The sequence below is a fragment of the Xanthomonas sp. DAR 34887 genome (genome assembly GCF_041245805.1).
In the GTDB taxonomy this organism is placed as follows: Bacteria; Pseudomonadota; Gammaproteobacteria; order Xanthomonadales; family Xanthomonadaceae; genus Xanthomonas_A; species Xanthomonas_A tesorieronis.
Genome location: NZ_CP162490.1, coordinates 2,791,279 through 2,814,733 on the forward strand (window position 1 = coordinate 2,791,279; position 23,455 = coordinate 2,814,733).

At 70.3% G+C, this 23,455-nt stretch carries 20 protein-coding genes; 4 read left to right on the forward strand and 16 right to left on the reverse strand.

Features of this window, described 5'->3' with window-relative positions; genetic code table 11:
- Nucleotides 1-49: 49 nt before the first annotated feature.
- From prfB to AB3X08_RS11925, 16 genes are all read right to left on the reverse strand, one after another.
- Nucleotides 50-1,175, reverse strand: a protein-coding gene (gene prfB, locus AB3X08_RS11850; protein ID WP_184414543.1) for a peptide chain release factor 2 whose coding sequence is annotated in 2 segments (ribosomal slippage) — nt 50-1,099 and nt 1,101-1,175 — 1,125 coding nt in all. Because the reading frame shifts where the segments join, the coding sequence is not laid out codon by codon here.
- A gap of 95 nt (nt 1,176-1,270) precedes the next feature.
- Nucleotides 1,271-2,164: a LytTR family DNA-binding domain-containing protein gene (locus AB3X08_RS11855; RefSeq protein WP_369932758.1), complete on the reverse strand. Its 894-nt coding sequence runs from the start codon at nt 2,162-2,164 to the stop codon at nt 1,271-1,273.
- A 278-nt stretch (nt 2,165-2,442) separates the two neighbouring features.
- Complete coding sequence (locus AB3X08_RS11860; protein WP_369932759.1) at nt 2,443-5,376, reverse strand: VIT domain-containing protein; 2,934 nt, start codon at nt 5,374-5,376, stop codon at nt 2,443-2,445.
- Between the two features lie 248 nt (nt 5,377-5,624).
- Nucleotides 5,625-7,352: a single-stranded-DNA-specific exonuclease RecJ gene (gene recJ, locus AB3X08_RS11865; RefSeq protein ID WP_369932760.1), complete on the reverse strand. Its 1,728-nt coding sequence runs from the start codon at nt 7,350-7,352 to the stop codon at nt 5,625-5,627.
- The gene (locus tag AB3X08_RS11870; protein WP_369932761.1) at nt 7,349-8,269 is read right to left on the reverse strand and encodes a phosphoglycerate mutase; all 921 of its coding nucleotides are present in this window, start codon (nt 8,267-8,269) and stop codon (nt 7,349-7,351) included. The genes recJ and AB3X08_RS11870 overlap by 4 nt, the downstream gene beginning before the upstream one ends.
- A gap of 4 nt (nt 8,270-8,273) precedes the next feature.
- Nucleotides 8,274-8,738, reverse strand: coding sequence for a transcription elongation factor GreA (greA, locus tag AB3X08_RS11875; RefSeq protein WP_184414624.1), 465 nt, complete (start codon nt 8,736-8,738; stop codon nt 8,274-8,276).
- A gap of 8 nt (nt 8,739-8,746) precedes the next feature.
- Nucleotides 8,747-11,989: a carbamoyl-phosphate synthase large subunit gene (gene carB / locus AB3X08_RS11880; RefSeq protein ID WP_369932764.1), complete on the reverse strand. Its 3,243-nt coding sequence runs from the start codon at nt 11,987-11,989 to the stop codon at nt 8,747-8,749.
- Nucleotides 11,990-11,997: 8 nt separating this feature from the next.
- The gene (locus AB3X08_RS11885; protein ID WP_369932766.1) at nt 11,998-12,441 is read right to left on the reverse strand and encodes a DUF6973 domain-containing protein; all 444 of its coding nucleotides are present in this window, start codon (nt 12,439-12,441) and stop codon (nt 11,998-12,000) included.
- Nucleotides 12,441-13,565 carry a glutamine-hydrolyzing carbamoyl-phosphate synthase small subunit gene (carA, locus tag AB3X08_RS11890; RefSeq protein WP_369932767.1) on the reverse strand — a complete coding sequence of 375 codons (1,125 nt, stop codon included), beginning with the start codon at nt 13,563-13,565 and terminating at the stop codon, nt 12,441-12,443. Before carA ends, AB3X08_RS11885 begins: the two co-directional genes overlap by 1 nt.
- A 161-nt stretch (nt 13,566-13,726) precedes the next feature.
- Nucleotides 13,727-14,443 carry a 4-hydroxy-tetrahydrodipicolinate reductase gene (dapB, locus tag AB3X08_RS11895; protein ID WP_369932768.1) on the reverse strand — a complete coding sequence of 239 codons (717 nt, stop codon included), beginning with the start codon at nt 14,441-14,443 and terminating at the stop codon, nt 13,727-13,729.
- A 506-nt stretch (nt 14,444-14,949) separates the two neighbouring features.
- The gene (locus AB3X08_RS11900; RefSeq protein WP_369932769.1) at nt 14,950-15,660 is read right to left on the reverse strand and encodes an MOSC domain-containing protein; all 711 of its coding nucleotides are present in this window, start codon (nt 15,658-15,660) and stop codon (nt 14,950-14,952) included.
- A gap of 22 nt (nt 15,661-15,682) precedes the next feature.
- Nucleotides 15,683-16,885 (reverse strand): PLP-dependent aminotransferase family protein, encoded by a 1,203-nt coding sequence (locus AB3X08_RS11905; protein ID WP_369932770.1) that lies wholly within the window; start codon nt 16,883-16,885, stop codon nt 15,683-15,685.
- A 170-nt stretch (nt 16,886-17,055) separates the two neighbouring features.
- A complete protein-coding gene (locus AB3X08_RS11910; RefSeq protein WP_369932771.1) occupies nt 17,056-17,451 on the reverse strand; it encodes a hypothetical protein in 396 nt (131 codons plus the stop codon).
- A 37-nt stretch (nt 17,452-17,488) separates the two neighbouring features.
- Complete coding sequence (locus AB3X08_RS11915; RefSeq protein WP_369932772.1) at nt 17,489-17,743, reverse strand: DUF6587 family protein; 255 nt, start codon at nt 17,741-17,743, stop codon at nt 17,489-17,491.
- A gap of 1 nt (nt 17,744) precedes the next feature.
- Nucleotides 17,745-19,604, reverse strand: a complete 1,860-nt coding sequence (feoB, locus tag AB3X08_RS11920) for a ferrous iron transporter B (RefSeq protein ID WP_369932773.1) — start codon at nt 19,602-19,604, stop codon at nt 17,745-17,747.
- Nucleotides 19,601-19,858, reverse strand: coding sequence for a FeoA family protein (locus AB3X08_RS11925; RefSeq protein ID WP_369932775.1), 258 nt, complete (start codon nt 19,856-19,858; stop codon nt 19,601-19,603). Before AB3X08_RS11925 ends, feoB begins: the two co-directional genes overlap by 4 nt.
- 125 nt (nt 19,859-19,983) lie before the next feature.
- On the opposite strand from AB3X08_RS11925, the gene AB3X08_RS11930 reads away from it, so the two are divergent.
- The 4 genes from AB3X08_RS11930 (at nt 19,984) to AB3X08_RS11945 (ending at nt 23,362) form a co-directional block, all read left to right on the forward strand.
- The gene (locus AB3X08_RS11930; RefSeq protein ID WP_369932776.1) at nt 19,984-20,772 is read left to right on the forward strand and encodes an enoyl-CoA hydratase-related protein; all 789 of its coding nucleotides are present in this window, start codon (nt 19,984-19,986) and stop codon (nt 20,770-20,772) included.
- Nucleotides 20,769-21,170, forward strand: coding sequence for a VOC family protein (locus AB3X08_RS11935; protein WP_369932777.1), 402 nt, complete (start codon nt 20,769-20,771; stop codon nt 21,168-21,170). The genes AB3X08_RS11930 and AB3X08_RS11935 overlap by 4 nt, the downstream gene beginning before the upstream one ends.
- Nucleotides 21,171-21,341: 171 nt before the next feature.
- The gene (locus AB3X08_RS11940; RefSeq protein WP_369932779.1) at nt 21,342-22,235 is read left to right on the forward strand and encodes a hydroxymethylglutaryl-CoA lyase; all 894 of its coding nucleotides are present in this window, start codon (nt 21,342-21,344) and stop codon (nt 22,233-22,235) included.
- Nucleotides 22,236-22,591: 356 nt separating this feature from the next.
- Nucleotides 22,592-23,362, forward strand: a complete 771-nt coding sequence (locus tag AB3X08_RS11945) for an SDR family oxidoreductase (RefSeq protein WP_369932780.1) — start codon at nt 22,592-22,594, stop codon at nt 23,360-23,362.
- Nucleotides 23,363-23,455 lie beyond the last annotated feature (93 nt).

Consider the following 23,455-nt stretch of genomic DNA (forward strand, 5'->3'; position numbering starts at 1 on the left):
GGCGGCGCCGCGTGGCCGGCCTCCGCCACGGCGGGCGGAGGCCGGCGGTTCAGGCGTCGCTGCGTTTGGCGCCGACTTCCAGGCCGGACTTGAGGCTGGCCTCGACGAATTCGTCCAGGTCGCCGTCGAGCACCTTCTGCGTGTCGGTACGTTCGATGCCGGTGCGCAGATCCTTGATCCGGCTCTGGTCGAGCACGTAGTTGCGGATCTGGCTGCCCCAGCCGATGTCCGACTTGGTCGCCTCGACCGCGTCGCGCTCGGCGTTGCGCTTCTGGATCTCCAGCTCGTACAGCTTGGCGGCGAGCATCTTCATCGCGTTGTCGCGGTTCTGGTGCTGGCTGCGCCCGGTCTGGCAGGCGACCACGATGCCGGTCGGCACGTGGGTGATGCGCACCGCCGACTCGGTCTTGTTGACGTGCTGGCCGCCGGCGCCGGAGGAGCGGTAGACGTCGGTCTTCAGGTCGGCCGGATTGATGTCGATGTCGATGTTGTCGTCCACTTCCGGCGACACGAACACCGAGGTGAAGCTGGTGTGGCGGCGGTTGTCCGAATCGAACGGCGACTTGCGTACCAGCCGGTGCACGCCGGTCTCGGTCTTCAGCCAGCCGTAGGCAAAATCGCCTTCCACGCGCAACGTGGCCGACTTGATGCCCGCGACTTCGCCGCCGGAGACTTCCATCAGTTCGGTCTTCCAGCCGCGCGATTCGCACCAGCGCAGGTACATGCGCAGCAGGATCTCGGCCCAGTCCTGGGCCTCGGTGCCGCCGGCGCCGGCCTGGATGTCGACGAAGGCGTTGCTGGCGTCCATCTGCCCGGAGAACATGCGTTGGAATTCCAGCTTCTCCACCTGCGCCTGGAAGCGATCGACATCGGCGACCACCGCCAGCGCGGTGGCCTCGTCGTCCTCGCTCTCGGCCAGTTCGAGAAACTCGAGCGCCTCGTTCAGCCCGTCGAGCACGCTGGCGATGCCGCCGACGGTCTTCTCCAGGTTGGCGCGTTCACGGCCCAGGCCCTGGGCGCGCTCGGGATCGTTCCAGACATCGGGGCTTTCCAGCTCCCGGGTGACTTCCTCTAGGCGTTCTTTCTTGACGTCGTAGTCAAAGAAACCCCCGGAGCGACAGCACCCGATCGGACAGATCGGCGATGCGGTGGCGGATGGGATTGAGTTCGATCATGGCGGTATTCCGGCAAACAAGAGCGCGATTCTAGCAATTCCGGCCGCCGCGCCACAGCGCACGCGGCGCCGCGCCGGGGCTGGGCCGCGCAGCGATCACTCGGCGATCGCCGCCTCGCCCTCCCCGGCCGCCGTGCGCAAGGCGGCACGGTAGCGGCGGCTGCATGGCACATGGCTGCCGTCGCGCAGGTGCACGCGCGCCTCGCCGGCCTCCAGCGGCTCGATCGAGACCACGCAGCCCAGGTTGACCATGTAGCTGCGGTGGATGCGCACGAACACGGCCGGGTCGAGCCTGGCCTCGATCGCGGCCATGGTGCTGCGCAGCGGGTAGTCGTGGCCGCGCACGCGCAGGTTGACGTAGTTGCCCGAGGCCTGCAGCCATTCGATATCCGCGGCGGCGACCAGGAACTCGCGGCCGAGCTTGCGCACCAGGAAGCGCTCCGGGCGCTCCAGCGACTCCACCGGCGGGCCTTCGTCGGGCGCGCCGAGCAGGGCCGCCTCGCCCTGCCAGCGGCGCAGCAGGAAGCGGTACATCTCCACGCACAGCAGCATCGAGGCCAGGCTGCGCACGTCCTTCAGGTATTCGTAGGCCAGCCCCTGCGGCCACGGGCCGAAGTCGTAGTGCGCGCCCTGCAGCCGGTACGCCACGCTGCGGATCGCGACCATGCCCAGCACATGCAGCACCGACAGCGCGACGCTGCCCAGCAGATACGCCGGCAGGCGGCGCCGCCAGTTGTCCCAGTGCAGCGGATAGCGCCGGGTCAGCACCACCAGCAGCGGCACGATCAGCAGGAACACCACGCCGCTGGACCATTCCCACAGCGCCGGCTCCCACGCGGCGAAGTGCAGCCCGGAGCGGCGGATGTCGATCAGCACGGTGATGCTGTTGGCGATGCCGTTGACCAGGGTCAGCGCGATCCAGAAGCCGATCTCGAAACTGCGGCGCCATGGCAGGAAACGGGCGTACATGCTGGTCGGCGATTCGGACATGCGGCGCAGTGTAGCGGCAGCGCCGCCGGTCGATGCGGACCGGTTAGTGTGGATCCGCGCCGCGTGCGTACCCGCGCCCGCACCGCCCGCTGCAAAACAGCGCCATGACCAAGCCCCTCTCCCACCGGGAGAGGGGTTGGGTGAGGGTCCGGCGCGAAGCGACCCGCGGCGCTTAAATGCACGCGGGCATCGCCCCGCTCCCCCTGCGGACTTCCTGCCTAAAAGCAGCGCACCCCGCAGCCGTGCACACGACGCAGCAAGTGGCCACGCCGCGGCGATCAACGCACCTCGAACTCGCCGACCAGGATCGTCTCCTTCTTGTCCTTCAGCCGCAGCGTCACCTGCTGGTCGCGCTGCGTGGCGCCGCCCCAGCCGGTGCTCAGCTGCAGGTGCAAGGTGGTGGCGCCGGTGACCAGCGGCTGGCGGTCGCCGAAGAAGTTCGCCTCCACCTTGTACGTGCCCGGCTTGGCCCGGCGCAGCGAGAACTCTTCCGGTCCGTAGCCGCCGGTGAAGTCCTGCGACAGCTGCCCGCCCTGGTAGGTCGAGCGGTGCGCGTAATAGCAGCGCTCGCCGTTGGGATCGGTCACCCACAGGTCCATGTCGCTGTTGTCGCTGTCCCAGTTCAGCACCACGCGCAGGTCCAGCGGCAAGTTGCGCAGCAGGCGCGGATCGATGAAGCCGGTCTGCAAAGGCGGCTGCGACCGCGCCACGATCGCGTTCAATTCGTTCAGGGCGATCAGCGCCACGCCGTCGAAGCGGCTGTCCCAGTCGCGCGCGACCACCTGGTAGAGCTGCTCGATCGCGGCCTGCGCATCGCCGCGCGCGGCGTAGGCCAGACCCAGGTCGCGGAAGCTCTGCGGCTCTTCTTCGCCCAACCGCAGCACCTGCTCGAACACCGGCACCGCCAGGTCCGCCCTGCCCGCCTGCAACAGCCGGTAGCCGAGCACGCGCAATACGTGGCGGTTCTCCAGCTGCAGCTCGGCCAGGTTGGACAGCACGCGCAGCGCCAGCTCGCGCTGGCCGCGTTCGAACAGCACGTCGGCCACGTCCAGGTAGAACGCCACGCTGTCGGCATGTGCGGCGCGCTCGCTCAGGTACAGCGGATAGACCGCGTCCGGCGCGGCGGCGCGCAGGCGCCGGGCGTATGGCGAGTCCGGCTGCCAGGGCTGCAATGCCAGGGCAATCGTGGAGCCGGGCGCGCCGGCAGGCGCATCGGCGTTCGCCGCGGAGTCTTCCGATGCTGCGACCGCGCCGGCGACGACCACCGCCTCCAGTTCGGCAGACGGCTCCGCCGGCATCGGCGCAACGGGTGCAGGCGGTGGCGCCATGGCCATCGCCGGTGCGGGCCGCGCAACGCCGTCGCGCTCCCGGCGGGCGTCGTCCTCCCCGCGTTGCGGCTTGGGCTGCGGCGGTGCGTTCTTCGGAAAGCTGCGCTGCCACCAGGCGATGCGCTGCGCGAAATCCTCGGCGACGCGATCGATGCGCTGTTTGCGCTGCCCATCCTGCTCCTGCTGGCGTTGCACCTGTGCGCGCGCCACCGCCTCGCGCAGCGCCGGCGGCGGCGCGATGGCGTAGCGCACGTAGTCGTCCACGTTCTCCAGCACCAGCAGCGAGGTGTCGGCGCTGACCAGGCCGAAGCGGCTGGCCAGTTGCTGACGGCGCGCGGCGTCGCCGAGCGGATCGGCGGCCAGGCGGCGCAGCATGGCCCGCGCCCAGGCGCCGGGCACCAGGTCGCCCGGCACCGCGGTGGCGTCGCGCAACGGCAGACGCAGGCGACGCGTGCTGGCGGCGGTGGCGATCTCCAGCTGCAGCGTCGCATCGGCCGCGAGCAGGCGCCCGGCGATGCGCAGATAACCGTCGTCGGCATAGCGCGAATCGGCGACCAGATCGGCGACGCCCTCGCCCTGCAGCGCCACCAGTTCGCCGCCACGCTGCAGCAGCCGCTCGCTGGCCTGCTGCACGCCCTGCATGCCGTGCAGCTCGATCAAGCGGCCGCCCCGCGCTTCCGCCGATACCGCCAGACGTGCCGTATCGGCATGGGCGCCGGCCGAAGCGACCGCGTACAGGCGCTGGCCCGCCGCCAGCGCCGGCAAGGCTTGCGTGCCGTAGTTGCCCAGCCCATCGCTGAACAAAAGATATTCCTGCACGTCCGCGGTCGGCCGCCACTCGCCCAATGCGCTGGCGCCGTCCGGCTGCAGACGCTGCAGCGTCGCTTTCAACGCGCTCCAGTCGCCAGCGCGCACCTGGAACCGGCGCGGCGCCTCGGCACGGTCGCGCAGCACGACCAGTTCGACCTGCGCGTTGCCCAGCGCGGTGAAATAGCGCTGCAGCAAGGCCAGTTCCGCGGGAATGTCGCGCTGCCGCGCCGACCCCGACGCATCCCACAGCAGGCCGATGCGCTGCGGCAAGGGGCGTGCGCTGTGCAGGTCGGCGATCGGCAGCAGCGCCTGGAAATAGCGTTGGCCCTCGTGGCTGCCGACCGCGACGCGCGGATCGCTGCTCGCGCGCAACGACAGCGCCAGTTCCCTGGGCAGTTGCGCTGGGGTGCCCGACCACGTCGCCGCGTGCCCCTCGGGCGTCGGCAGCAGGCGCAGGCCGGCAGGCAACGCCGCGGCGTCCACCGGCGCCGCCTGCGTGCTCAGCTCCAGGCGCAACGTCCGCGCGCTTGCCGCATACCCCAGTGGCAGCCGCCACTGCCAACCGGCGGCGGTACGCGGCAACGACTCGCGATAGACCAGGCGCACGCGGCGGCTGCCGTGCGCGGGAATCGGATACAGCCGCAGCTGGAACTGGTTGCCGGCGGTCTGCTCGACCAGGCCCGGGTCCACGCCGCGCCGCTCGATCGCCTCGAACACCTGCCGCCCGCGCGCCTTCGGCACCGGCACCGCGTCGCGCATCTGGCCGTCGATGTCCAAGGCGAAGCCGCTGATCTGCTGGCCGTCGCGCAGCGGGAACGCCAGCTGCCCTTCCAGCACGCGCGCATTGGGGTTGAAGAACAGCAGCTCCACTGTGGTTTCGGCCAGGCCGGCGGCGGCATGCGCGCTCACCGTCGCCGAGCGCAGTTCGATTGGGCGCTCGCCGCGATCTGTCTTCAGCAGCGGAGCGAGGAGTTGCTGCTGCGGCGCGGCGGTTTGGGCCAGGGCCGGCACGGCGGAGGCCGACAACAGCGAGAGCAACAGCAGGCACAGGCCTTTGCGCGCGAGGGACGGCATGGATCACTCCTTGATGGGACGGTACAGCTTGAACGTCCGGTGTGGCGCTGTGGGGTTGGTCGGTTGCGAGCAGGATATTGGTGCCGACCTCTCTCTCGATGGCAGATGGGCTCGGCTGTGTTCTTCTCCCGTCGGGAGAAGGTGCCCGAAGGGCGGATGAGGGTACGGGCGCAGCCTCCTGCACCCAAACTCCGCGAGACGCTTCGCGCCGGACCCTCACCCCAACCCCTCTCCCGAGGGGAGAGGGGCTAAGCCAGGCTGCGGCAGTACTCCACCACCAGTTGCACCGCCTCGCCGCCGCGATAGTCGTCGGCGACCAGGCGGTAGGCGATGTGCACGCGGCGGCCGGGTTCGTCGCCGCGCCAGCCGTTGAAATGGATCGCGTTCAACGGCTCGCCACGGCCGGCGCAGCGCAGGCTCAGCTTGAGATGCCGCTCCTTCAGCAGGCGCCACTGCAGCACCTCGAACTCGCCGTCGAACAGCGGCTCGGGAAAGCCCTGCCCCCACGGCCCGGCCAGGCGCAGCGCCTCTGCATGGCGATGATCCAGTTCGTGCGGATCCAGTGCGCCGTCGCTGAGCAGTTCGGCCTGCAGCAGCGCCGCGTCCAGGCTGGCCAGCGCATGCTCGCGGAACAGCTGTTCGAACTCGGCCAATGCGGCGTGCCGCAGGCTCAGGCCCGCGGCCATCGCATGGCCGCCGAATTTGTCCATCAACCCGGGACGGCGCGCCTCCACCGCGGCCATCGCATCGCGGATGTGGAAGCCGGGAATCGAGCGCGCCGAGCCGCGCAACTGGTCGCTGCCCGGCTCGGCCGGGGCGAAGGCGATCACCGGGCGATGCAGGCGGTCCTTCATCTTCGAGGCGACCAGGCCGATCACGCCCGGATGCCACTCGGCATCGAACAGGCACACCGCCACCGGCGGCGCGTCCGGCGCGGCCAGCAGCGCCTGCGCCACGGTGGCCTCGGCCTCGTCGGTCATCTGCTGCTGCACCGCGCGGCGCTCGCCGTTGATCTGTTCCAGCGTGGCGGCGATCTCCCGCGCCTGCTGCGGGTCTTCGCACAGCAGCAGTTCGATGCCCAGCGCCATGTCCTCGAGCCGGCCGGCGGCGTTGAGCCGCGGCGCCAGGGCGAACCCGATGTCGCTGGCGCTGAGCCGTGCCGGATCGCGGCCGCTGGCTTCGATCAAGGCGCGCAGGCCGACGCAGCCGTCGCCGCGCTGCAGGCGGCGCAGCCCGGCCGAGACCAGCGCGCGGTTGTTCGGGTCCAGCGGCACCAGGTCGGCGACAGTGCCGACCGCGACCAGGTCCAGCAGCACGGTCAGATCCGGCGCCTGGGTCGCGAACGCGCCGCGCTCGCGCAGGTGCCGACGCAAGGCCAGCAGCACGTAGAAGATCACCCCGACCCCGGCCAGCATCTTGCTCGGGAACGCGTCGCCGGCCAGGTTCGGATCGACGATCGCGTCGGCCGGCGGCAACACGCTGCCCGGCAGGTGGTGGTCGGTGATCAGCACCTGCCAGCCCAGCGCCTTGGCCGCGGCGACGCCGGCATGGCAGGCGATGCCGTGGTCGACGGTGACCAACAGGTCCGGCTGCAGCGGCGCCAGTTCGGCGACCAGCGCCGGCGACAGGCCATAGCCGTGCACCATGCGGTTCGGCACCGCGTGCAGCACCTGCGCGGCGCCGAGCAGGCGCAATCCGCGCACCGCAACCGCGCAGGCGGTGGCGCCGTCGCAATCGAAATCGCCGACGACCAGAATGCGTTTGCCGGCGGCGATCGCGTCGGCCAGCAGCACGACCGCCGCGTCGATGCCGCTCAGCGTATCGGGCGGCAGCAACTGCGCCAGCTTCGGCTGCGCCAGGCTGGCCTCGTGCGCGCCGCGTGCGGTGTAGATGCGGCGCAGCAGCGGCAGCACGTTTTCCGTCCACGGCCCGCCCTCGGCGGCCGGCCGCCGGGTGATGCGCAGCGGCGGACTCATGCGTCCAGGCGCGCCAGCGGCCGCCGCCAGAAGCGCCAACGCTGCTCGCGGTCGATCCGGAAACGCGTGCCGTCCTCGAAATCCAGCAGCAATTGCTGCAGCTCGCCCAGGCGCAGCGCTTCGAGCAGCGGCTGCATCACCTCGCCGACGAACTGCTCGGGCGCACGCAGCTGGCGCAGATCGACCAGCGCATCGACGCGCGGCGTTTGCTCGGCGTCGATGCCGGCGGCCTGGGTCAGCGCGCGCAGCAGCGGCTCGCGGCTGCGCACCTGCGCATGCGCGGTGCTCACCGTGGCCGGCAACGCGCCGCCGCCCCAGAACCACAGCGAGTTGATCGCCGGCTGCCCGCGCGCGCTGCGTTCGCGGTTCCACGGATGCTGATGCAGCAGCACCTGCGCCTCGGTCAGCAGCGCACGCCAGCGGCGCCCGCCCTCGCCCTGCGGCAGGTGGTCGAACAGATCGGCGCCGAGCACCTGCGCCGGCGCGGCGAACTCCGGCAGCGCGCTGCCCGGCGCCAGGCGCAGATACCAGCGGGTGGGTTCGGGCGCGTCCAGGACCAGGCCGGACTCGGCGAACAGGTCCTGCAGCGACGGCAGCAACGCGGCCAGGTCGATCGCGTCGATCGCGAGCATGTCGCCGTGCGCCGTCAGCCGCGCACCCTGCATGTCCGGCACCACGTAGGCAGGATCGGCGCGCAGCCAGACGCCGTCGCCGGCATCGCCGGCATCCAGCTGCCGGGTCAGCGCTGCCACCGGCCAATGCCCCGGCGGCAGCGTGAAATGGCGGCGCAACTGCGCTTCGGAACCGGCGCCCAGGCGCTCGCGCTCGGCGCGGCCGAGCGCCCGCGCCACCTCGCCGGTCAGCGCCGGACCGGCCAGGCGCGCCCGCTCCGGCAGCAGCAAGGTGGCGACGGCCACGGCGTCAGCCGATGTATTCGACGCTGACGATCTCGTACTCGCGGCGCCCGGCCGGCGCGTCGATGCTGACGCTGTCGCCTTCCAGCTTGCCGATCAGCGCCCGCGCCAGCGGCGAGGAGATCGCGATCAGCCCGAGCTTGATGTCCGCTTCCAGATCGCCGACCAGCTGGTAGCGCTTCTCTTCGTCGCTCTCCACGTCGGCCAGGGTCACGGTGGCGCCGAACACCACCTTGCTGCCGACCGCCAGCTTGCTGACGTCGATGACCTCGGCGTGCGACAGCTCGCTCTCCAGCTGCTTGATGCGGCCTTCGATGAAGCCCTGCTGCTCGCGCGCGGCGTGGTACTCGGCGTTTTCCTTGAGATCGCCGTGCGCGCGCGCCTCGGCGATCGCGGCGATGACTTCGGGCCGCTTGACCGACTTCAACTGGTCCAGTTCCTCGCGCAAACGCTGCGCGCCTTGCATGGTGATCGGGGCTCTCACGCTTCCAGCTCCTTGTGCAGTTCCTGCAGCGCCCAGACCGGACCGGTGCCGCGGAATTCCAATGAATGCACCAGCGCGCGGGCGCCGGCGACGGTGGTCGAATAGGTGACGCGCTGCTGCAGGGCTTCGCGCCGGATCGAGAACGAGTCGGAGATCGCCGCCCGGCCCTCGGTGGTGTTGACGATATACACGATTTCGCCGTTCTTGATCAGATCGACGATATGCGGGCGGCCCTCGGCCACCTTGTTGATCTGGTCGCACTGCAGGCCATTCTGGCGCAGCCACGCGCAGGTGCCGCTGGTCGCGACCAGGGTGTAGCCGCGCTCGACCAGCGCCTGCGCCACCGGCAGCACGCGCTGCTTGTCCGGATCGCGCACCGACAGGAACGCCTTGCCCAACGGCGGCGCCTTGATCCCGCCGGCTTCCTGCGCGCGCGCGAACGCGGCGCCGAAGCTGCGGCCCACGCCCATCACCTCGCCGGTGGAGCGCATCTCCGGGCCGAGGATCGGGTCCACGCCCTGGAACTTGGCGAACGGGAAGATCGCTTCCTTCACCGAGTAGTAGTCGGGCACGATCTCCTTCAGCGCGCCCTGCTCGGCCAGGGTCTTGCCGGCCATGCAGCGCGCGGCGATCTTGGCCAGCGCCATGCCGGTGGCCTTGGACACGAACGGCACCGTGCGCGAGGCGCGCGGGTTCACTTCCAGCAGGAACACGATGTCGTCGCCGGCCTCGTCCACCTGCACCGCGAACTGGGTGTTCATCAGCCCGACCACGTTCAGGCCCTTGGCCAGCATCACCACCTGGCGGCGCAGCTCGGCCTGGGTCTTGGCCGACAGCGAGTACGGCGGCAGCGAGCACGAAGAATCGCCCGAATGCACGCCGGCTTCCTCGATGTGTTCCATCACCCCGCCGATCAGCACCTGGCCGTCCTTGTCGGCGATGATGTCCACGTCCACTTCCACCGCATTGTCGAGGAAGCGGTCCAGCAGCACCGGCGAGTCGTTGGAGACCTTGACCGCGTCGCGCACGTAGCGCGCCAGGTCCGATTCGCCGTAGACGATCTCCATCGCGCGGCCGCCGAGCACGTAGCTCGGGCGCACCACCAGCGGGTAGCCGATCTCGCGCGCCAGCACCAGCGCTTCCTCGGCGTTGCGCGCGATGCGGTTCGGCGGCTGCTTCAGGCCCAGCTTGTCGACCAGCTGCTGGAAGCGCTCGCGGTCCTCGGCCAGGTCGATCGAGTCCGGGCTGGTGCCGATCACCGGCACGCCGTTGGCTTCCAGCGCGCGCGCCAGCTTCAGCGGGGTCTGCCCGCCGTACTGCACGATCACGCCCCTGGGCTGCTCCAGCTCGACGATCTCCAACACGTCTTCCAGGGTCAGCGGCTCGAAGTACAGGCGGTCGGAGGTGTCGTAGTCGGTGGACACGGTCTCCGGATTGCAGTTGACCATGATGGTTTCGTAACCATCCTCGCGCAGCGCCAGCGCCGCGTGCACGCAGCAGTAGTCGAACTCGATGCCCTGGCCGATGCGGTTGGGGCCGCCGCCGAGGATCATGATCTTGTCGCGATTGCTGGGCTTGGCCTCGCACTCGTCCTCGTAGGTCGAATACAGGTAGGCGGTGTCGGTGGCGAATTCGGCCGCGCACGAGTCCACCCGCTTGTATACCGGGCGCACCTTGTGCGCGCGGCGCAGCGCGCGCAGCGCCGCCTCGTTGGTGCCGGTCAGCTGCGCCAGGCGCGCGTCGGAGAAACCGGCGCGCTTGAGCGTGCGCAGGCGCGCGGCATCCAGCGAACCCAGGCCGTCTGCGGCCAATCGCTTTTCCTGCGCGATCAGGTCCTCGATCTGGTCCAGGAACCACGGATCGATGAACGACAGCGCATGCACCTGCTCCACGCTCATGCCGGCGCGGAACGCATCGGCCACGTAGAACAGCCGCTCCGGGCCGGGCGCCTTCAACTCGCGCTTGAGCGCGGCCAGGTCGTCCTCGCTGGCCAGGTCCAGCCCGGTCGGATCGAGCCCGATCTTGCCGGTCTCCAGGCCGCGCAGCGCCTTCTGCAGCGATTCGGAGAAGGTGCGGCCCATCGCCATCACCTCGCCCACCGACTTCATCTGCGTGGTCAGACGCGCGTCGGCCTGCGGGAACTTCTCGAAGGCGAAGCGCGGGATCTTGGTCACCACGTAGTCGATCGACGGCTCGAACGACGCCGGGGTCAGGCCGCCGGTGATCTCGTTCTTCAGTTCGTCCAGCGTATAGCCGACCGCCAGCTTGGCCGCGACCTTGGCGATCGGGAAGCCGGTGGCCTTGGAGGCCAGCGCCGAGGAGCGCGACACGCGCGGGTTCATCTCGATCACCACCACGCGGCCGGTCTGCGCATTGATGCCGAACTGCACGTTGGAACCGCCGGTGTCCACGCCGATCTTGCGCAGCACCGCGATCGAGGCATCGCGCAGGCGCTGGTATTCCTTGTCGGTCAGGGTCTGCGCCGGGGCCACGGTGATCGAGTCGCCGGTGTGCACGCCCATCGGGTCCAGGTTTTCGATCGAGCAGACGATGATGCAGTTGTCCGCGGTGTCGCGGACCACTTCCATCTCGAATTCCTTCCAGCCCAGCACCGACTCTTCAACCAGCACTTCGCTGGTCGGCGACAGTTCCAGGCCGCGGGTCACGATCTCGATCAGTTCCTCGCGGTTGTAGGCGATGCCGCCACCGCTGCCGCCGAGGGTGAAGCTGGGGCGGATGATGGTCGGATAGCCGACGCGGGTCTGGATCTCCAGCGCTTCCTCGAGGGTGTGCGCGACCGCCGCCTTCGGGCATTCCAGGCCGATCTCGCCCATCGCCACGCGGAACAGCTCGCGGTCCTCGGCCATCATGATCGCTTCGCGCTTGGCGCCGATCAGCTCCACGCCGTACTTTTCCAGCACGCCGTGGTCGGCCAGGTCCAGCGCGCAGTTCAGCGCGGTCTGTCCGCCCATGGTCGGCAGCAGCGCATCGGGCTTTTCCTTGGCGATGATCTTCTCGACCGTCTGCCAGTTGATCGGCTCGATGTACACGGCGTCGGCCATGTTCGGGTCGGTCATGATCGTGGCCGGGTTGCTGTTGACCAGCACCACGCGGTAGCCCTCGTCGCGCAGCGCCTTGCACGCCTGCGCGCCGGAGTAGTCGAACTCGCAGGCCTGGCCGATGACGATCGGGCCGGCGCCGATGATGAGGATGGTTTTTAGGTCGGTGCGCTTGGGCATGGGGATTCTCAGTAAAGGCGGTCCTGCCACGCCGCGGGGGCGCGCCAGGTGATCTGGTCGGGCGATCGGGCGTCGATCGCGCCATGGTCGACCGCGGCGCGAACCTCGCGCTGCATCGCGGCCCAGCTGGGAGCGGCGGCGCCGATGCGCGCGCCGATCCGGTTGTTGTGGGCGTCCATCGCCCGGCTCGCATTGCCGCGCCCGTCGCGTTCCATCACCGCCGTCACCCAGTCCACGCAGCGCGGCGACAGGGTGTAGGCGACGATGGCGCTGGCCAGGCTGTGGCGGTACGCATCGGCCGGGCCGTCGCGTCCGCCCGGCAGACCGGCGCCGAGCCACTGCGCATAGACCGCAACCAGCACGAACAGCGGATACGCGGCGAGCGCCAGCGACGCCAATACGCCCCAACGCCAGCGGCGTGGACGCAGCGACGGCACCAGCGCGACGCTCATCAGGCGGCGGCCGCCATCAGCGCGGTGAACCGATCGAACAGCGGCGCCACGTCGCGCGGGCCCGGCGAGGCTTCCGGGTGGCCCTGGAAGCTGAAGGCCGGCGCGTCGGTCAGTTCGATGCCCTGATTGGTGCCGTCGAACAGCGAGCGGTGGGTGACGCGGACGTTGGCCGGCAGCGTGGCCTCATCGACCGCGAAGCCGTGGTTCTGCGAGGTGATCATCACCCGGCCGCTGTCCAGGTCCTGCACCGGATGGTTGGCGCCGTGGTGGCCGTGGCCCATCTTCAGGGTCTGCGCGCCGGCGGCCAGCGCCAGCAGCTGGTGGCCCAGGCAGATGCCGAAGGTGGGGATCTTCCTGGCCACGAATTCCTTGATCGCGGCGATCGCGTAGTCGCACGGCGCCGGATCGCCCGGGCCGTTGGACAGGAACACGCCGTCCGGCTGCATCGCCAGCACCTCGGCGGCAGGCGTCTGCGCCGGTACGACCGTGACCTCGCAACCGCGCTCGGCGAGCATGCGCAGGATGTTGAGCTTCACGCCGTAGTCGTAGGCCACCACCTTGTACTTCGGCGCGGCCTGGGCGAACGCGTTGCTATCCAGGTCGAGCTGGCCATCGCGCCATGCATAGGCCTTGCCGGTGGAGACCACCTTGGCCAGGTCCATGCCTTTCAGGCCCGGGAACTTGCGTGCCGCTTCCAGCGCCGTTTCCACGTTCACTTCGCCGGCCATCACCGCGCCGTTCTGCGCGCCCTTCTCGCGCAGGATGCGGGTCAGCTTGCGGGTATCGATGCCGGCGATGGCGACCACGCCGCGCTGGATCAGCCAGTCCGGCAGCGACACCTGGTTGCGCCAGTTGCTGGGCCGGCGCGGCACGTCGCGCACGATCAGCCCGGCCGACCACACCTGGGCGGCTTCGTCGTCCTGGTCGGTGCAACCGGTGTTGCCGATATGCGGGTAGGTCAGGGTGACCAGTTGGCGGGCGTAGGACGGATCGGTGACGATCTCCTGATAGCCGGTCATCGCGGTGTTGAACACCACTTCGCCGACGGACAGGCCGGCGGCGCCTACGGATTCGCCCTCGAACACGGTGCCGTCTTCAAGGACAAGGATTGCGGGTTGAGTCACGGGGTTCGCCTTGGGGAGAGAGGAACCCTGCCCCACCAACTTGCGGCTGCAAGAAACCGCGAACTCGGCGCTTCTCCGGGTCCGTGGCGATGGGTAACAGGCGAGCGAGAATTGTACCGGCGCGGACCTGTCCGCGCCAGACGTTTATGTGAAAGCGCCGTTCAGCCGAGCAGATCGCGCAGCCGGTAGGCGCCTGGCGCGCGGCCCGGCAGGCGCGCGGCGGCGTGCAGCGCGCCGCGGGCGAAGATGTCGCGGTTGCTGGCGCGGTGCACCAGCTCCACCCGCTCGCCGAGCCCGGCGAACTGCACCAGATGCTCGCCGACGATGTCACCCGCGCGCAGGCTGGCGTAGCGCGGCTGCGCGCCGCCGTGCGCGGCCGCCTCGCCCAGGGTCAGTGCGGTGCCGGATGGGGCGTCCTGCTTGTGCACGTGGTGCGACTCGACGATGTCGCAGTCCCAGCCCGGCAGCGCCGCCGCGGCGCGTTCCACCAGGTCGTTGAGCACCGCCACGCCGAGGCTGAAGTTGGACGCCCAGATCAGCGGGATGCGCGCCGCCGCGTCGGCCAGCGCCTGCCGCTGCGCCGCGTCCAGGCCGGTGGTGCCGGACACCAGCGCCGCGCCGCGCGCCACGCACAGCGCCAGCACCGGGTCGAAGCCCTGCGGCAGGCTGAAATCGACCGCCACGTCGAACGCCGGCGCGCCATTCAGTTCGGTCGCAGCGAAGTACGGCACCCCGTCGACGACCCGCTGCGACGGCGACCGCCGGATCACCGCGGCCGCCACCTGCAGCGCGGGGTCCTGCGCGGCCAGGCGCAACAAGGCCTGGCCCATGCGGCCGGATGCGCCATGAATCAACACACGAACGGAGGAAGTGGTCATCGCCACAAGGTAGCGGTTTGTCGCGATCGGCGACAGGGGTGCGGCGCTGTGGCGTTGGTCGGCGGCGTTGGTCGGAGGCGGAGGCGGAGGTGGAGGCGGTTCGGAGTGTTGATGGCAGCCGACTGCGGAAGGTCTGCCTTGTCGTTCGTCGCGACTGAAGTCGCTCCCACAAGGACTTGCGGCTAGCGTGCGGTGCACTCGGGGCTCAGTTCCAACACATCTGGCGCATCGGTGTCGGAAGGTATGCGGCTTCGTTTGTCGCGGCTGAAGCCGCTCCTACAGGGGCTTGCGGCGAGCGTGGTGATGCACGGCGGCGCTCAGTTCCGACACATCCGACGCAGCGACGTCGGAAGGTCCGCCGCTTCGTTTTGTCGCGGCTGAAGCCGCTCCTACAGGGGGCTTGCGGACAGCAGGCTGGCAGTGCGGGAGAGGCTGTAGCCCGGCGCCATCCAATATTGGGAGGTCCGCGGCCCTACTGGCGGCCACCGCTGGCCTGCCGGCGCGCCCTATTCTGCCGCTGGCTGCCCCAGCAACCGCTTGTCCCAGCACTCGACTTCGCGCTGGGCCAGGCGCCGCTCGAACAGTACGCGCCAGTTCGGCACCAGCGGCAGCTCCAGCACCTGCTCCAGCTGTGCCAGGTCCACCTCGCGCCGATACAGCAGCTGGATCAGGCGCGCCAGCGACCAGTCCGGATACGGGCGCTCCAGCAGCACCAGCCGATCGCCGGCAGCGACCTCGCCCGGCTGCAGCACGCGGTAATACCAGCCGGTGCGGCCGCTTTCCTGCACGCGCCGCGCCAGCGCGGCCACCCCGAAGCGGTCGGACAGCTTCCAGCACGGCTGCCGCGATTGCGAGACCTCCACCAGCGCCGTGCCCAGCCGCAGCCGGTCGCCCAGACACAGATCGGCCTCGGTGGCGCCGAACGTGCTGAGGTTTTCGCCGAATGCGCCCGGCGCCTCCAGCAAGGCGTGCGCGCCCAGGTCCTGGCGCCAGGCCGCGTAGTGGTCGCGCGGATAGTGGTGCAACGCCTTGTCCGGGCCGCCGTGCACGCGGCGGTCGCCCTGCTCGTCCAGTTCCAGGCCCTCGATCCCGATCCGCAACCGGCCAGGCACCGGCCGCTTGTCGATCGCGCTGCGGCTGCCGGGCCGGGTGAAGGCCTGCACGCGGCCGACCAGCACCGCCTCCACGCCCAGATCCAATGCCGCAGCCGAGCTCATGTGCACGCGTCCTGGTGCCGGATCAGGCGACCGCGCTGCGATGCGCGGCGATTTCGGCCTGCAGCAGTTCGCCGAGGATGCGCACGCCGGTCTCGATGCGTTCTTCCGGCACGGTCACGAACGACAGGCGCAGCGTATTGCGCTGCGGTTCGACCGCGTAGAACGGCGCGCCCGGCACGAAGGCGACGTTGCGCTCGATCGCCTTGGCCAGCAGCGCGCCACCATCCATGCCGGCCGGCAATTCGACCCAGATGAACATGCCGCCGGCCGGGCGGTTCCAGCGCACCTGCGACGGAAAATACTTGCCGAGCGCGTCGAGCATCTGCTGGCAGCGGCTCGCGTACAGGCTGCGGATGCCGGGGATGTGCGCATCCAGGAAACCGTCCTGCACCGCCTCGTAGACGATGCGCTGGCTGAACGAGGGCGTGTGCAGGTCCGCCGCCTGCTTGGCCTGCACCAGCTTGGCGTGCACCGCTTCCGGCGCGACCACGAAGCCCAGGCGCAGGCCCGGCGCCAGCACCTTGGAGAACGAGCCCATGTAGATGGCGCCGTCCGGGTTCATCGACAGCAGGCTGGGCAGCGTGTCGCCGCTGTAGCACAGCTCGCCGTAGGGATCGTCCTCGACGATGGGCACGCCGGCCGTGGCCGCGCGCGCGACCAGCGCCTGCCGCCGGTGCAGCGGCAGGCGCCGCCCGGTCGGGTTCTGGAAATTCGGCAGGCAGTACATGAAGCGCGCACCGGCCAGTTGCGCGTCTTCCAGCGCATCCACCACCAGCCCGTCGTCGTCCGACTGCATCGCCGCGAACGCGGGCTGGAACAGCGAGAACGCCTGCAGCGCGCCGAGATAGCTGGGCGTTTCCACCAGTACCTTGCTGCCTTCGTCGATGAAGACCTTGCCGAGCAGGTCCAGGCCCTGCTGCGATCCGGTGGTGATCAGCACCTGGCCGGGGCGGATCGTGGCGCCGTCGCGGCTCAGGCGCGCCGCCACCCATTCGCGCAACGGAAGATAGCCTTCGGTCGGGCCGTATTGCAGCGCCGCCTGCGGCGCCTCGCGCAGCACCTTGTCGCACGCGTACTGCATGCGCGCCACCGGGAACGTGTCCGGCGACGGCAGCCCGCCGGCGAAGGAGATCACCTCCGGGCGTTCGGTGACCTTGAGGATTTCGCGGATCGCCGAACTGGTCAGCGCCTGCGCACGGCGGGAGAACTGGAAGGAGGTCGTCATGGCCGATAGCATAACGGCAGCGGCGCCGCGCTCCGCTGTGCAGCGCAGCGCGAACGGCGCTCAGCGATACACCGGCCCAGCCAGGTCGTGCCTTCGCTGGCGCTTGCGTAAGCCCACCAGCGCCGACGCACGATCGTGCCGTGGCTCTGCGTGGTCCGCGCGCGCCGGGATCAAGGCTGTGCTGCGGCCTCCAACAACTGCCCCAGCGCGGCATGCGTATACAGACGCACATCCGATATGGCGGGGAGTGTCGCTGTCGCGAACAGCGCCTCGTCCAATTGCAGGATCGGGCCATAGGCGATCGCGGCCTGCGCACCGATGCAAGACAGGCGGCGCAGCACGGTCAGCCGATAGCCCTGCCCCAGGTAGTAGCGGGTGCCGCCGTCGGCAGGCAATGGCGCTTCGGTGTCGATGCGTGCGTGCGGTGGTGCGCGGCCGGCCGCGACGGCGCGGAAATCGGCGTCGGCCTGGCGCAATGCGTCGCGCTGCGGCGGCGCGAGCGCCTGCAGATCCAGGCCGAAGAAAGCGCCAGCCGGCAGCGACAGGGGCAACGACGGAGCGCTCATGGCAGCCGGTTTCGCCGCGTCCTTTCCCGTCACCAGCTCAATGCCGGCGCGGCGGTGCCGGACCGCAGCTGTCGCAGCCGCCGCATGCGCCGGCGCCGGCGCTGGCCGGCGGCGCGATCCTGCGGCCCATGGCCTGCAGCCAGGACGCGCGGCCCGGCTTGAGCAGGCGCACGGCGACGGCGCCGCGCAGCTTGCGCGCGGTGCCGGGGAACTGCTTCTTCAGCACCACCCAGGCGCTGAGCAGCACCGCCAGCGCGATCACCAGGTATTGCAGCAGCAGCGACGTGCTCATCTCAGCCGGCTCCCAGCGCCGCCGCGACCTGGTAGGTGACCAGCGAGGCCAGGTACGCCAGCGCGAACAGGTAGAACGCGGCGAAGCTCATCTGCTTCCAAGAGTTGGTCTCGCGCTTGATCGTGGCCAGGGTGGAAATGCACATCGGCGCGTAGATGTACCAGACCAGCAGCGACAGCGCGGTGGCCAGCGACCAGCCGTCGCTGATCAGCGGCGACAGCGCCTGCGCGGCGGCATCGTCGTCGGCCGCCGACAGCGCGTACACCGTGGCCAACGACGCCACCGCCACTTCGCGCGCGGCCAGGCCGGGAATCAGCGCGATGCAGATCTGCCAGTTGAAGCCCAGCGGCGCGAACACCGTGGTCATCGCGTGGCCGATGCGGCCGGCGAAGCTGTAGTCGATCGGTGGCAGCGTGGCGTTGGCCGGCGCCGCCGGAAACGACAGCAGGAACCACAGCAGGATGGTCAGCGCCAGGATGATGCCGCCGACGCGCTTGAGGAAGATCGCCGCGCGCTCCCACAGGCCCAGCGCCAGGTCGCGCAGATGCGGCACGCGGTACGACGGCAGCTCCAGCAGCAAGGGATGCTCGCCCTTATCGCGGCGCCACTTCTTCATCGTCCACGACACCGCCAGCGCGCTGGCGATCGCGGCGAAATACAGGCCGAACAGCACCAGGCCCTGCTGGTTGAACACGCCCCACACCTGCCGCTGCGGGATGAACGCGCCGATCAGCAACGCATACACCGGCAAGCGCGCCGAGCAGGTCATCAGCGGTGCGACCAGGATCGTGGCCAGCCGATCGCGCGGGTCCTGGATGCTGCGCGTGGACATGATGCCGGGCACGGCGCAGGCGAAGCTGGACAGCAACGGGATGAACGAACGCCCCGACAGTCCGGCCGCGGCCATCATCCTGTCGAGCAGGAACGCCGCGCGCGGCAGATAGCCGGATTCCTCCAGCGCCAGAATGAAGGCGAACAGGATCAGGATCTGCGGCAGGAACACCACCACCCCGCCCAGGCCGGCGATGATGCCGTCGACCAGCAGGCTGTTGAGCGGCCCCTCCGGCAAAGCGCTGCCGACCCAGACGCCGAGCGCCTTGCTGCCGCCGTCGATCAGGTCCATCAACGGCGCCGCCCAGGCATACACCGCCTGGAAGATCAGGAACATCACCACCGCCAGGGTCAGCAGCCCGGCGACCGGATGCAGCAGCCAGCGGTCCAGCGCGTCGTCGATGCGCGAGGTGCGGGTCGGCATCGACACCGCGGCGGCGAGGATGCGCCGCACCTGCTGGTGGTAGTCGCCCTGCCCTGCGGCCGGCGCCACCGCCGGCGGCAATGCCGGGGCCAGCGCATCGAGCCGTTCGACCAGCGCCCTGGCGCCGTTGCGGCGCACCGCCACGGTCTCGATCACCGGCACGCCAAGCGCGTCTTCCAGCGCCTGGCGGTCGATCTGGATGCCACGGCGCTGCGCGGCATCGACCATGTTCAGCGCCACCAGCATCGGCTTGCCCAGTTCGCGCAACTCCAGCGCAAAACGCAGGTGCAGGCGTAGGTTGGTGGCATCGACCACGCACACCAGCACGTCCGGCGCCGGCTCGCCCGGATAGAAGCCACGGCACAGGTCGCGGGTGATCGCCTCGTCCAGGCTGGCCGGCTGCAGGCTGTACGCGCCCGGCAGGTCGAGCACGGCGAAGTCGCGCCCCGACGGCGCGCGGAAACGGCCTTCCTTGCGCTCGACGGTCACGCCGGCGTAGTTGGCCACCTTCTGCTTGCTGCCGGTGAGCTGGTTGAACAGCGCGGTCTTGCCGCAGTTCGGATTGCCGACCAGGGCCAGGCGCAACGGCACGGCCTCCGCGCTCATGACTGCGCCTCGGTGCCGGCTGCGACGCTGACCTGCACCCGCGCCGCTTCGCTGCGGCGCAACGCGAAACGCGTATAGCCGACCTGCACCAGCAACGGCTCGCCGCCGACCGGGCCGCTGGCCAGCACCTGCACCTGTTCGCCGGCGACGAACCCCAGCTCGCGCAAGCGGCGCGCGATGGCGTCGTTGGGCTGGCGGTCGTGCACGGTCTCCACGGTGGCGGTGCTGCGCAACGGCATATCGGACAACGTCACGGAACGTTCCGTCGAATAAGAATGGTTATCAATTGTAGCACCGTCGCAGCGCATGATGGCGCGGCCGGCGCGGCCCGCTATCATCCCCGTATGGCTGCCGTTATCCCTCCGTACGAGAACCGCCGATGAGCGATGCATTGCTGCTGGAGCGCTCAGGCAAGGTCCTGACGCTGCGGCTGAACCGACCCGAGGTGCGCAACGCGTTCGACGCCGCGCTGATCGCGCAGCTGACCGACGCGCTGCAGGAGATCGGCACCGATTCAAAGGTCAAGGTGGTGGTGCTGGCCGGCGCCGGCGCGGCGTTCTCGGCCGGCGCCGACCTGCAATGGATGCGCTCGATGGCCAGCGCCAGCGAGGCGGAGAATCTGGCCGATGCGCTGGCGCTGGCGCAACTGATGCGCACCCTGGACGAACTGCCCAAGCCGACCGTGGCGCGCGTGCACGGCGCCACCTTCGGCGGCGCGGTCGGCCTGGTCGCCTGCTGCGACATCGCCGTGGCCTCCACCGACGCGCGCTTCGGACTCAGCGAGAGCCGCCTGGGCTTGTTGCCGGCGGTGATCTCGCCGTATGTGATCGCCGCGATCGGCGCGCGCCAGGCGCGGCGCTGGTTCGCCAGCGCAGAAGCGTTCGATGCGGCCACCGCTACCCAGATCGGCCTGGTCCACCAGACGGTGGCGCCGACCGCACTGGACGCGGCGGTGCAGCGCCAGGTGGAACTGCTCGGCCAGGCCGGCCCGCTCGCCGCCGCCGGCGCCAAGGCGCTGGTGCGCCGGGTCGCCGCCGGCGGCGACAGCGCCGCGCTGGACCGCGACAACGCCGCGCTGATCGCGCGGCTGCGGGTCTCGGCCGAAGGCCAAGAAGGCCTGAGCGCCTTCCTGGATAAGCGCGATCCGAACTGGCTGGGCTTCTGGTGAGCCCGCTCGACCACATCGGTCTGCGCTGCGTCGACCTGGCGCGCAGTCTCGCGTTCTACCGCGCCGCATTGGCCGCGCTTGGGCTGGACATCGTGATGGAGGTGAGCGCGGAACAGACCGGCGATCGCCGCCATATCGGTTTCGGCCGCGACGGCAAGCCCAGCGTCTGGCTGACCGATGGCGCCACCGGCAGCGGCGGCGAACTGCATCTGGCCTTCGTCGCCGCCGAACGCGCGCAGGTGGATGCCTTCCATCGCGCCGGGCTGGCCGCCGGCGGTCGCGACAATGGCGCACCCGGGCTGCGGCCGCATTACCACCCCAACTACTATGGCGCCTTCCTGCTGGATCCGGATGGGCACAACATCGAAGCGGTCTGCCACCAACCGGCGCAGGCCTGAGCGGCGCCGAGCGCCGGCGATCGCACATCGCGCAGGCTGCGGCCTGCGCCGCTCGGCGACGGCGCGCAGCCGTCCACTCCAAGGAATGCATGTGACCGCCAATTCGCCGTTTTTGCCCTGCCCCACGCGGCCTCTGCCGATCGCTTGCGCGCCGCGCTGCGAGCGCTGCCGATGAGCGACTTCGTCCGCCTGGTGGAAGTGGGACCGCGCGACGGCCTGCAGAACGAGAAAGCCTGGGTCGCCACCGCCGACAAGATCGAGTTGATCGCGCAGCTGTCGCGCACCGGCCTGCGCAGCATCGAGGCGACCAGTTTCGTCAGCCCGAAATGGGTGCCGCAGCTGGCCGACGCGGCAGAGGTCTACGCCGGCATCGTGCCGGCGCCCGGTGTGGACTATCCGGTGCTGGTGCCGAACCTGCAGGGCTACGAGCGTGCGGTCGCGGTCGGCGTGCGCGAAGTCGCGGTGTTCACCGCCGCCTCGGAAACCTTCAACCGCACCAACACCAATGCCGGCATCGACGAATCGCTGCAGCGCTTCGCGCCGGTGCTGGCGCGCGCGGCGGCGGACGGGGTCAAGGTGCGCGGCTACGTCTCCACCGTGCTCGGCTGCCCCTACCAGGGCGCGGTGCCGCTGGCCGACGTGGTGCGGGTGGCGCGGCAGCTGCACGCCATGGGCTGCTACGAGATCTCGCTGGGCGACACCATCGGCGTCGGCACTCCGGACAAGGCGCGGGCGATGCTGCGCGCGGTCGCCGCCGAATTGCCGATGGCGGCGCTGGCGGTGCATTTCCACGATACCTACGGCCAGGCCCTGGCCAATATCGCCGCGTGCCTGGAGGAAGGCGTGCGCGTGGTCGACGCGGCGGTGTCCGGCGCCGGCGGCTGCCCGTACGCCAAGGGCGCCAGCGGCAATGTGGCCAGCGAGGACGTGGTCTACCTGCTGCACGGCAACGGCGTGGCCACCGGCATCGACCTGCCGGCCCTGGCCGCGACCGGGCGCTGGCTGGCGCAGAAGCTCGGCCGCGCCACCGGCAGCAAGGTCGGCCGGGCGCTGGCGGCGGCGTAACCGCGGCCGACCGGCGCATCGGGATCGGCGCGCCTCCGATGCCCACCGATCCTGCACCGGCAATGCCCAGCGTCACTTGCCGCGCTTGCGCGCCGAGGCCATTCCAAGCCGGTTCGCACGCACGCCGACGCGACTCCGGACGCGACCGGCATCGCATGCCCTTGCGGCTCGCGACAGGCGCACCGAGCGTCAGCATCGCGGCGCCGCGTTGGCTGTACGCCACCGCGGGAAGGCGCGGCACGCAAAGCACGATACGCCCCCAGGGTTGGCGGGCGCCTCCACGCGCTGGCGGCCACCAGCCGGCAGCGGCGGCGGAGAGTCGGCTAAAATGCGCGCTTTCCTGGGAGGGAACACTCATGCAGCTTGCCGATATCCGCGCGGTCGTCACCGGCGGCGTTTCCGGCCTAGGCCTGGCGGTCGCGCAGCGCATCGTCGCCGATGGCGGCAAGGTCGCGCTGTTCGATTTGAACGACGACAAGGGCGCGGCCGCGGTCGCCACGCTCGGCGCCGCGCAGGCGCGCTATTTCCGTACCGACGTCAGCGACGAGGCGCAGGTGGCGGCGCAGCTCGGCGCGGCGCGCGACTTTCTCGGCGGGCTCAATGCCGCGATCAACTGCGCCGGCATCCTCGGCGCCGGCCGCGTGCTCGGCAAGGAGGCGCCGATGCCGCTGGCCACGTTCCAGGGCACGGTGATGGTCAACCTGGTCGGCAGCTTCAACGTCGCCAAGGCCGCCGCCGACCTGATGCAGCACAATGCGCCCGGCGAGGACGGCGAACGCGGCGCGATCGTCAACACCGCCAGCGTCGCCGCCTACGAAGGCCAGATCGGCCAGGCCGCGTATGCCGCTTCCAAGGGCGGCGTGGTGGCGATGACCCTGCCGATGGCGCGCGAACTGGCGCGCTTCGGCATCCGCGTCAACACCATCGCCCCGGGCATCTTCTGGACCCCGATGGTGGACGGCATGCCCGAGGCGGTACAGCAGTCGCTGGCCGCCTCGATCCCGTTCCCGCCACGGCTCGGCCGCCCCGAGGAATTCGCCGACACGGTGCTGTTCCTGCTGCGCAACCGCTATCTCAACGGCGAGGTCATTCGCCTCGACGGCGCGGTACGCTTGGCGCCCAAGTAGCCGGGATTCGTGATTCGGGATTGGGGATTCGCAAAAGCGCCCTGTCCCCTTCGCTCCCCGCCCGGCTCTTTACCAATCCCGAATCTCCAATCC

Bases quoted from the DNA above. Each gene is read 5' to 3' on its own strand.
- AB3X08_RS11900 (WP_369932769.1), bottom strand. From the start codon at position 15,660: ATGAGCTCGGCTGCGGCATTGGATCTGGGCGTGGAGGCGGTGCTGGTC.
- AB3X08_RS11905 (WP_369932770.1), bottom strand. From the start codon at position 16,885: ATGACGACCTCCTTCCAGTTCTCCCGCCGTGCGCAGGCGCTGACCAGT.
- AB3X08_RS11910 (WP_369932771.1), bottom strand. From the start codon at position 17,451: ATGAGCGCTCCGTCGTTGCCCCTGTCGCTGCCGGCTGGCGCTTTCTTC.
- AB3X08_RS11940 (WP_369932779.1), top strand. From the start codon at position 21,342: ATGAGCGACTTCGTCCGCCTGGTGGAAGTGGGACCGCGCGACGGCCTG.
- AB3X08_RS11855 (WP_369932758.1), bottom strand. From the start codon at position 2,164: ATGTCCGAATCGCCGACCAGCATGTACGCCCGTTTCCTGCCATGGCGC.
- AB3X08_RS11930 (WP_369932776.1), top strand. From the start codon at position 19,984: ATGAGCGATGCATTGCTGCTGGAGCGCTCAGGCAAGGTCCTGACGCTG.
- AB3X08_RS11915 (WP_369932772.1), bottom strand. From the start codon at position 17,743: ATGAGCACGTCGCTGCTGCTGCAATACCTGGTGATCGCGCTGGCGGTG.
- carB (WP_369932764.1), bottom strand. From the start codon at position 11,989: ATGCCCAAGCGCACCGACCTAAAAACCATCCTCATCATCGGCGCCGGC.
- feoB (WP_369932773.1), bottom strand. From the start codon at position 19,604: ATGAGCGCGGAGGCCGTGCCGTTGCGCCTGGCCCTGGTCGGCAATCCG.
- AB3X08_RS11885 (WP_369932766.1), bottom strand. From the start codon at position 12,441: ATGAGCGTCGCGCTGGTGCCGTCGCTGCGTCCACGCCGCTGGCGTTGG.
- dapB (WP_369932768.1), bottom strand. From the start codon at position 14,443: ATGACCACTTCCTCCGTTCGTGTGTTGATTCATGGCGCATCCGGCCGC.
- AB3X08_RS11945 (WP_369932780.1), top strand. From the start codon at position 22,592: ATGCAGCTTGCCGATATCCGCGCGGTCGTCACCGGCGGCGTTTCCGGC.
- recJ (WP_369932760.1), bottom strand. From the start codon at position 7,352: ATGAGTCCGCCGCTGCGCATCACCCGGCGGCCGGCCGCCGAGGGCGGG.
- AB3X08_RS11860 (WP_369932759.1), bottom strand. From the start codon at position 5,376: ATGCCGTCCCTCGCGCGCAAAGGCCTGTGCCTGCTGTTGCTCTCGCTG.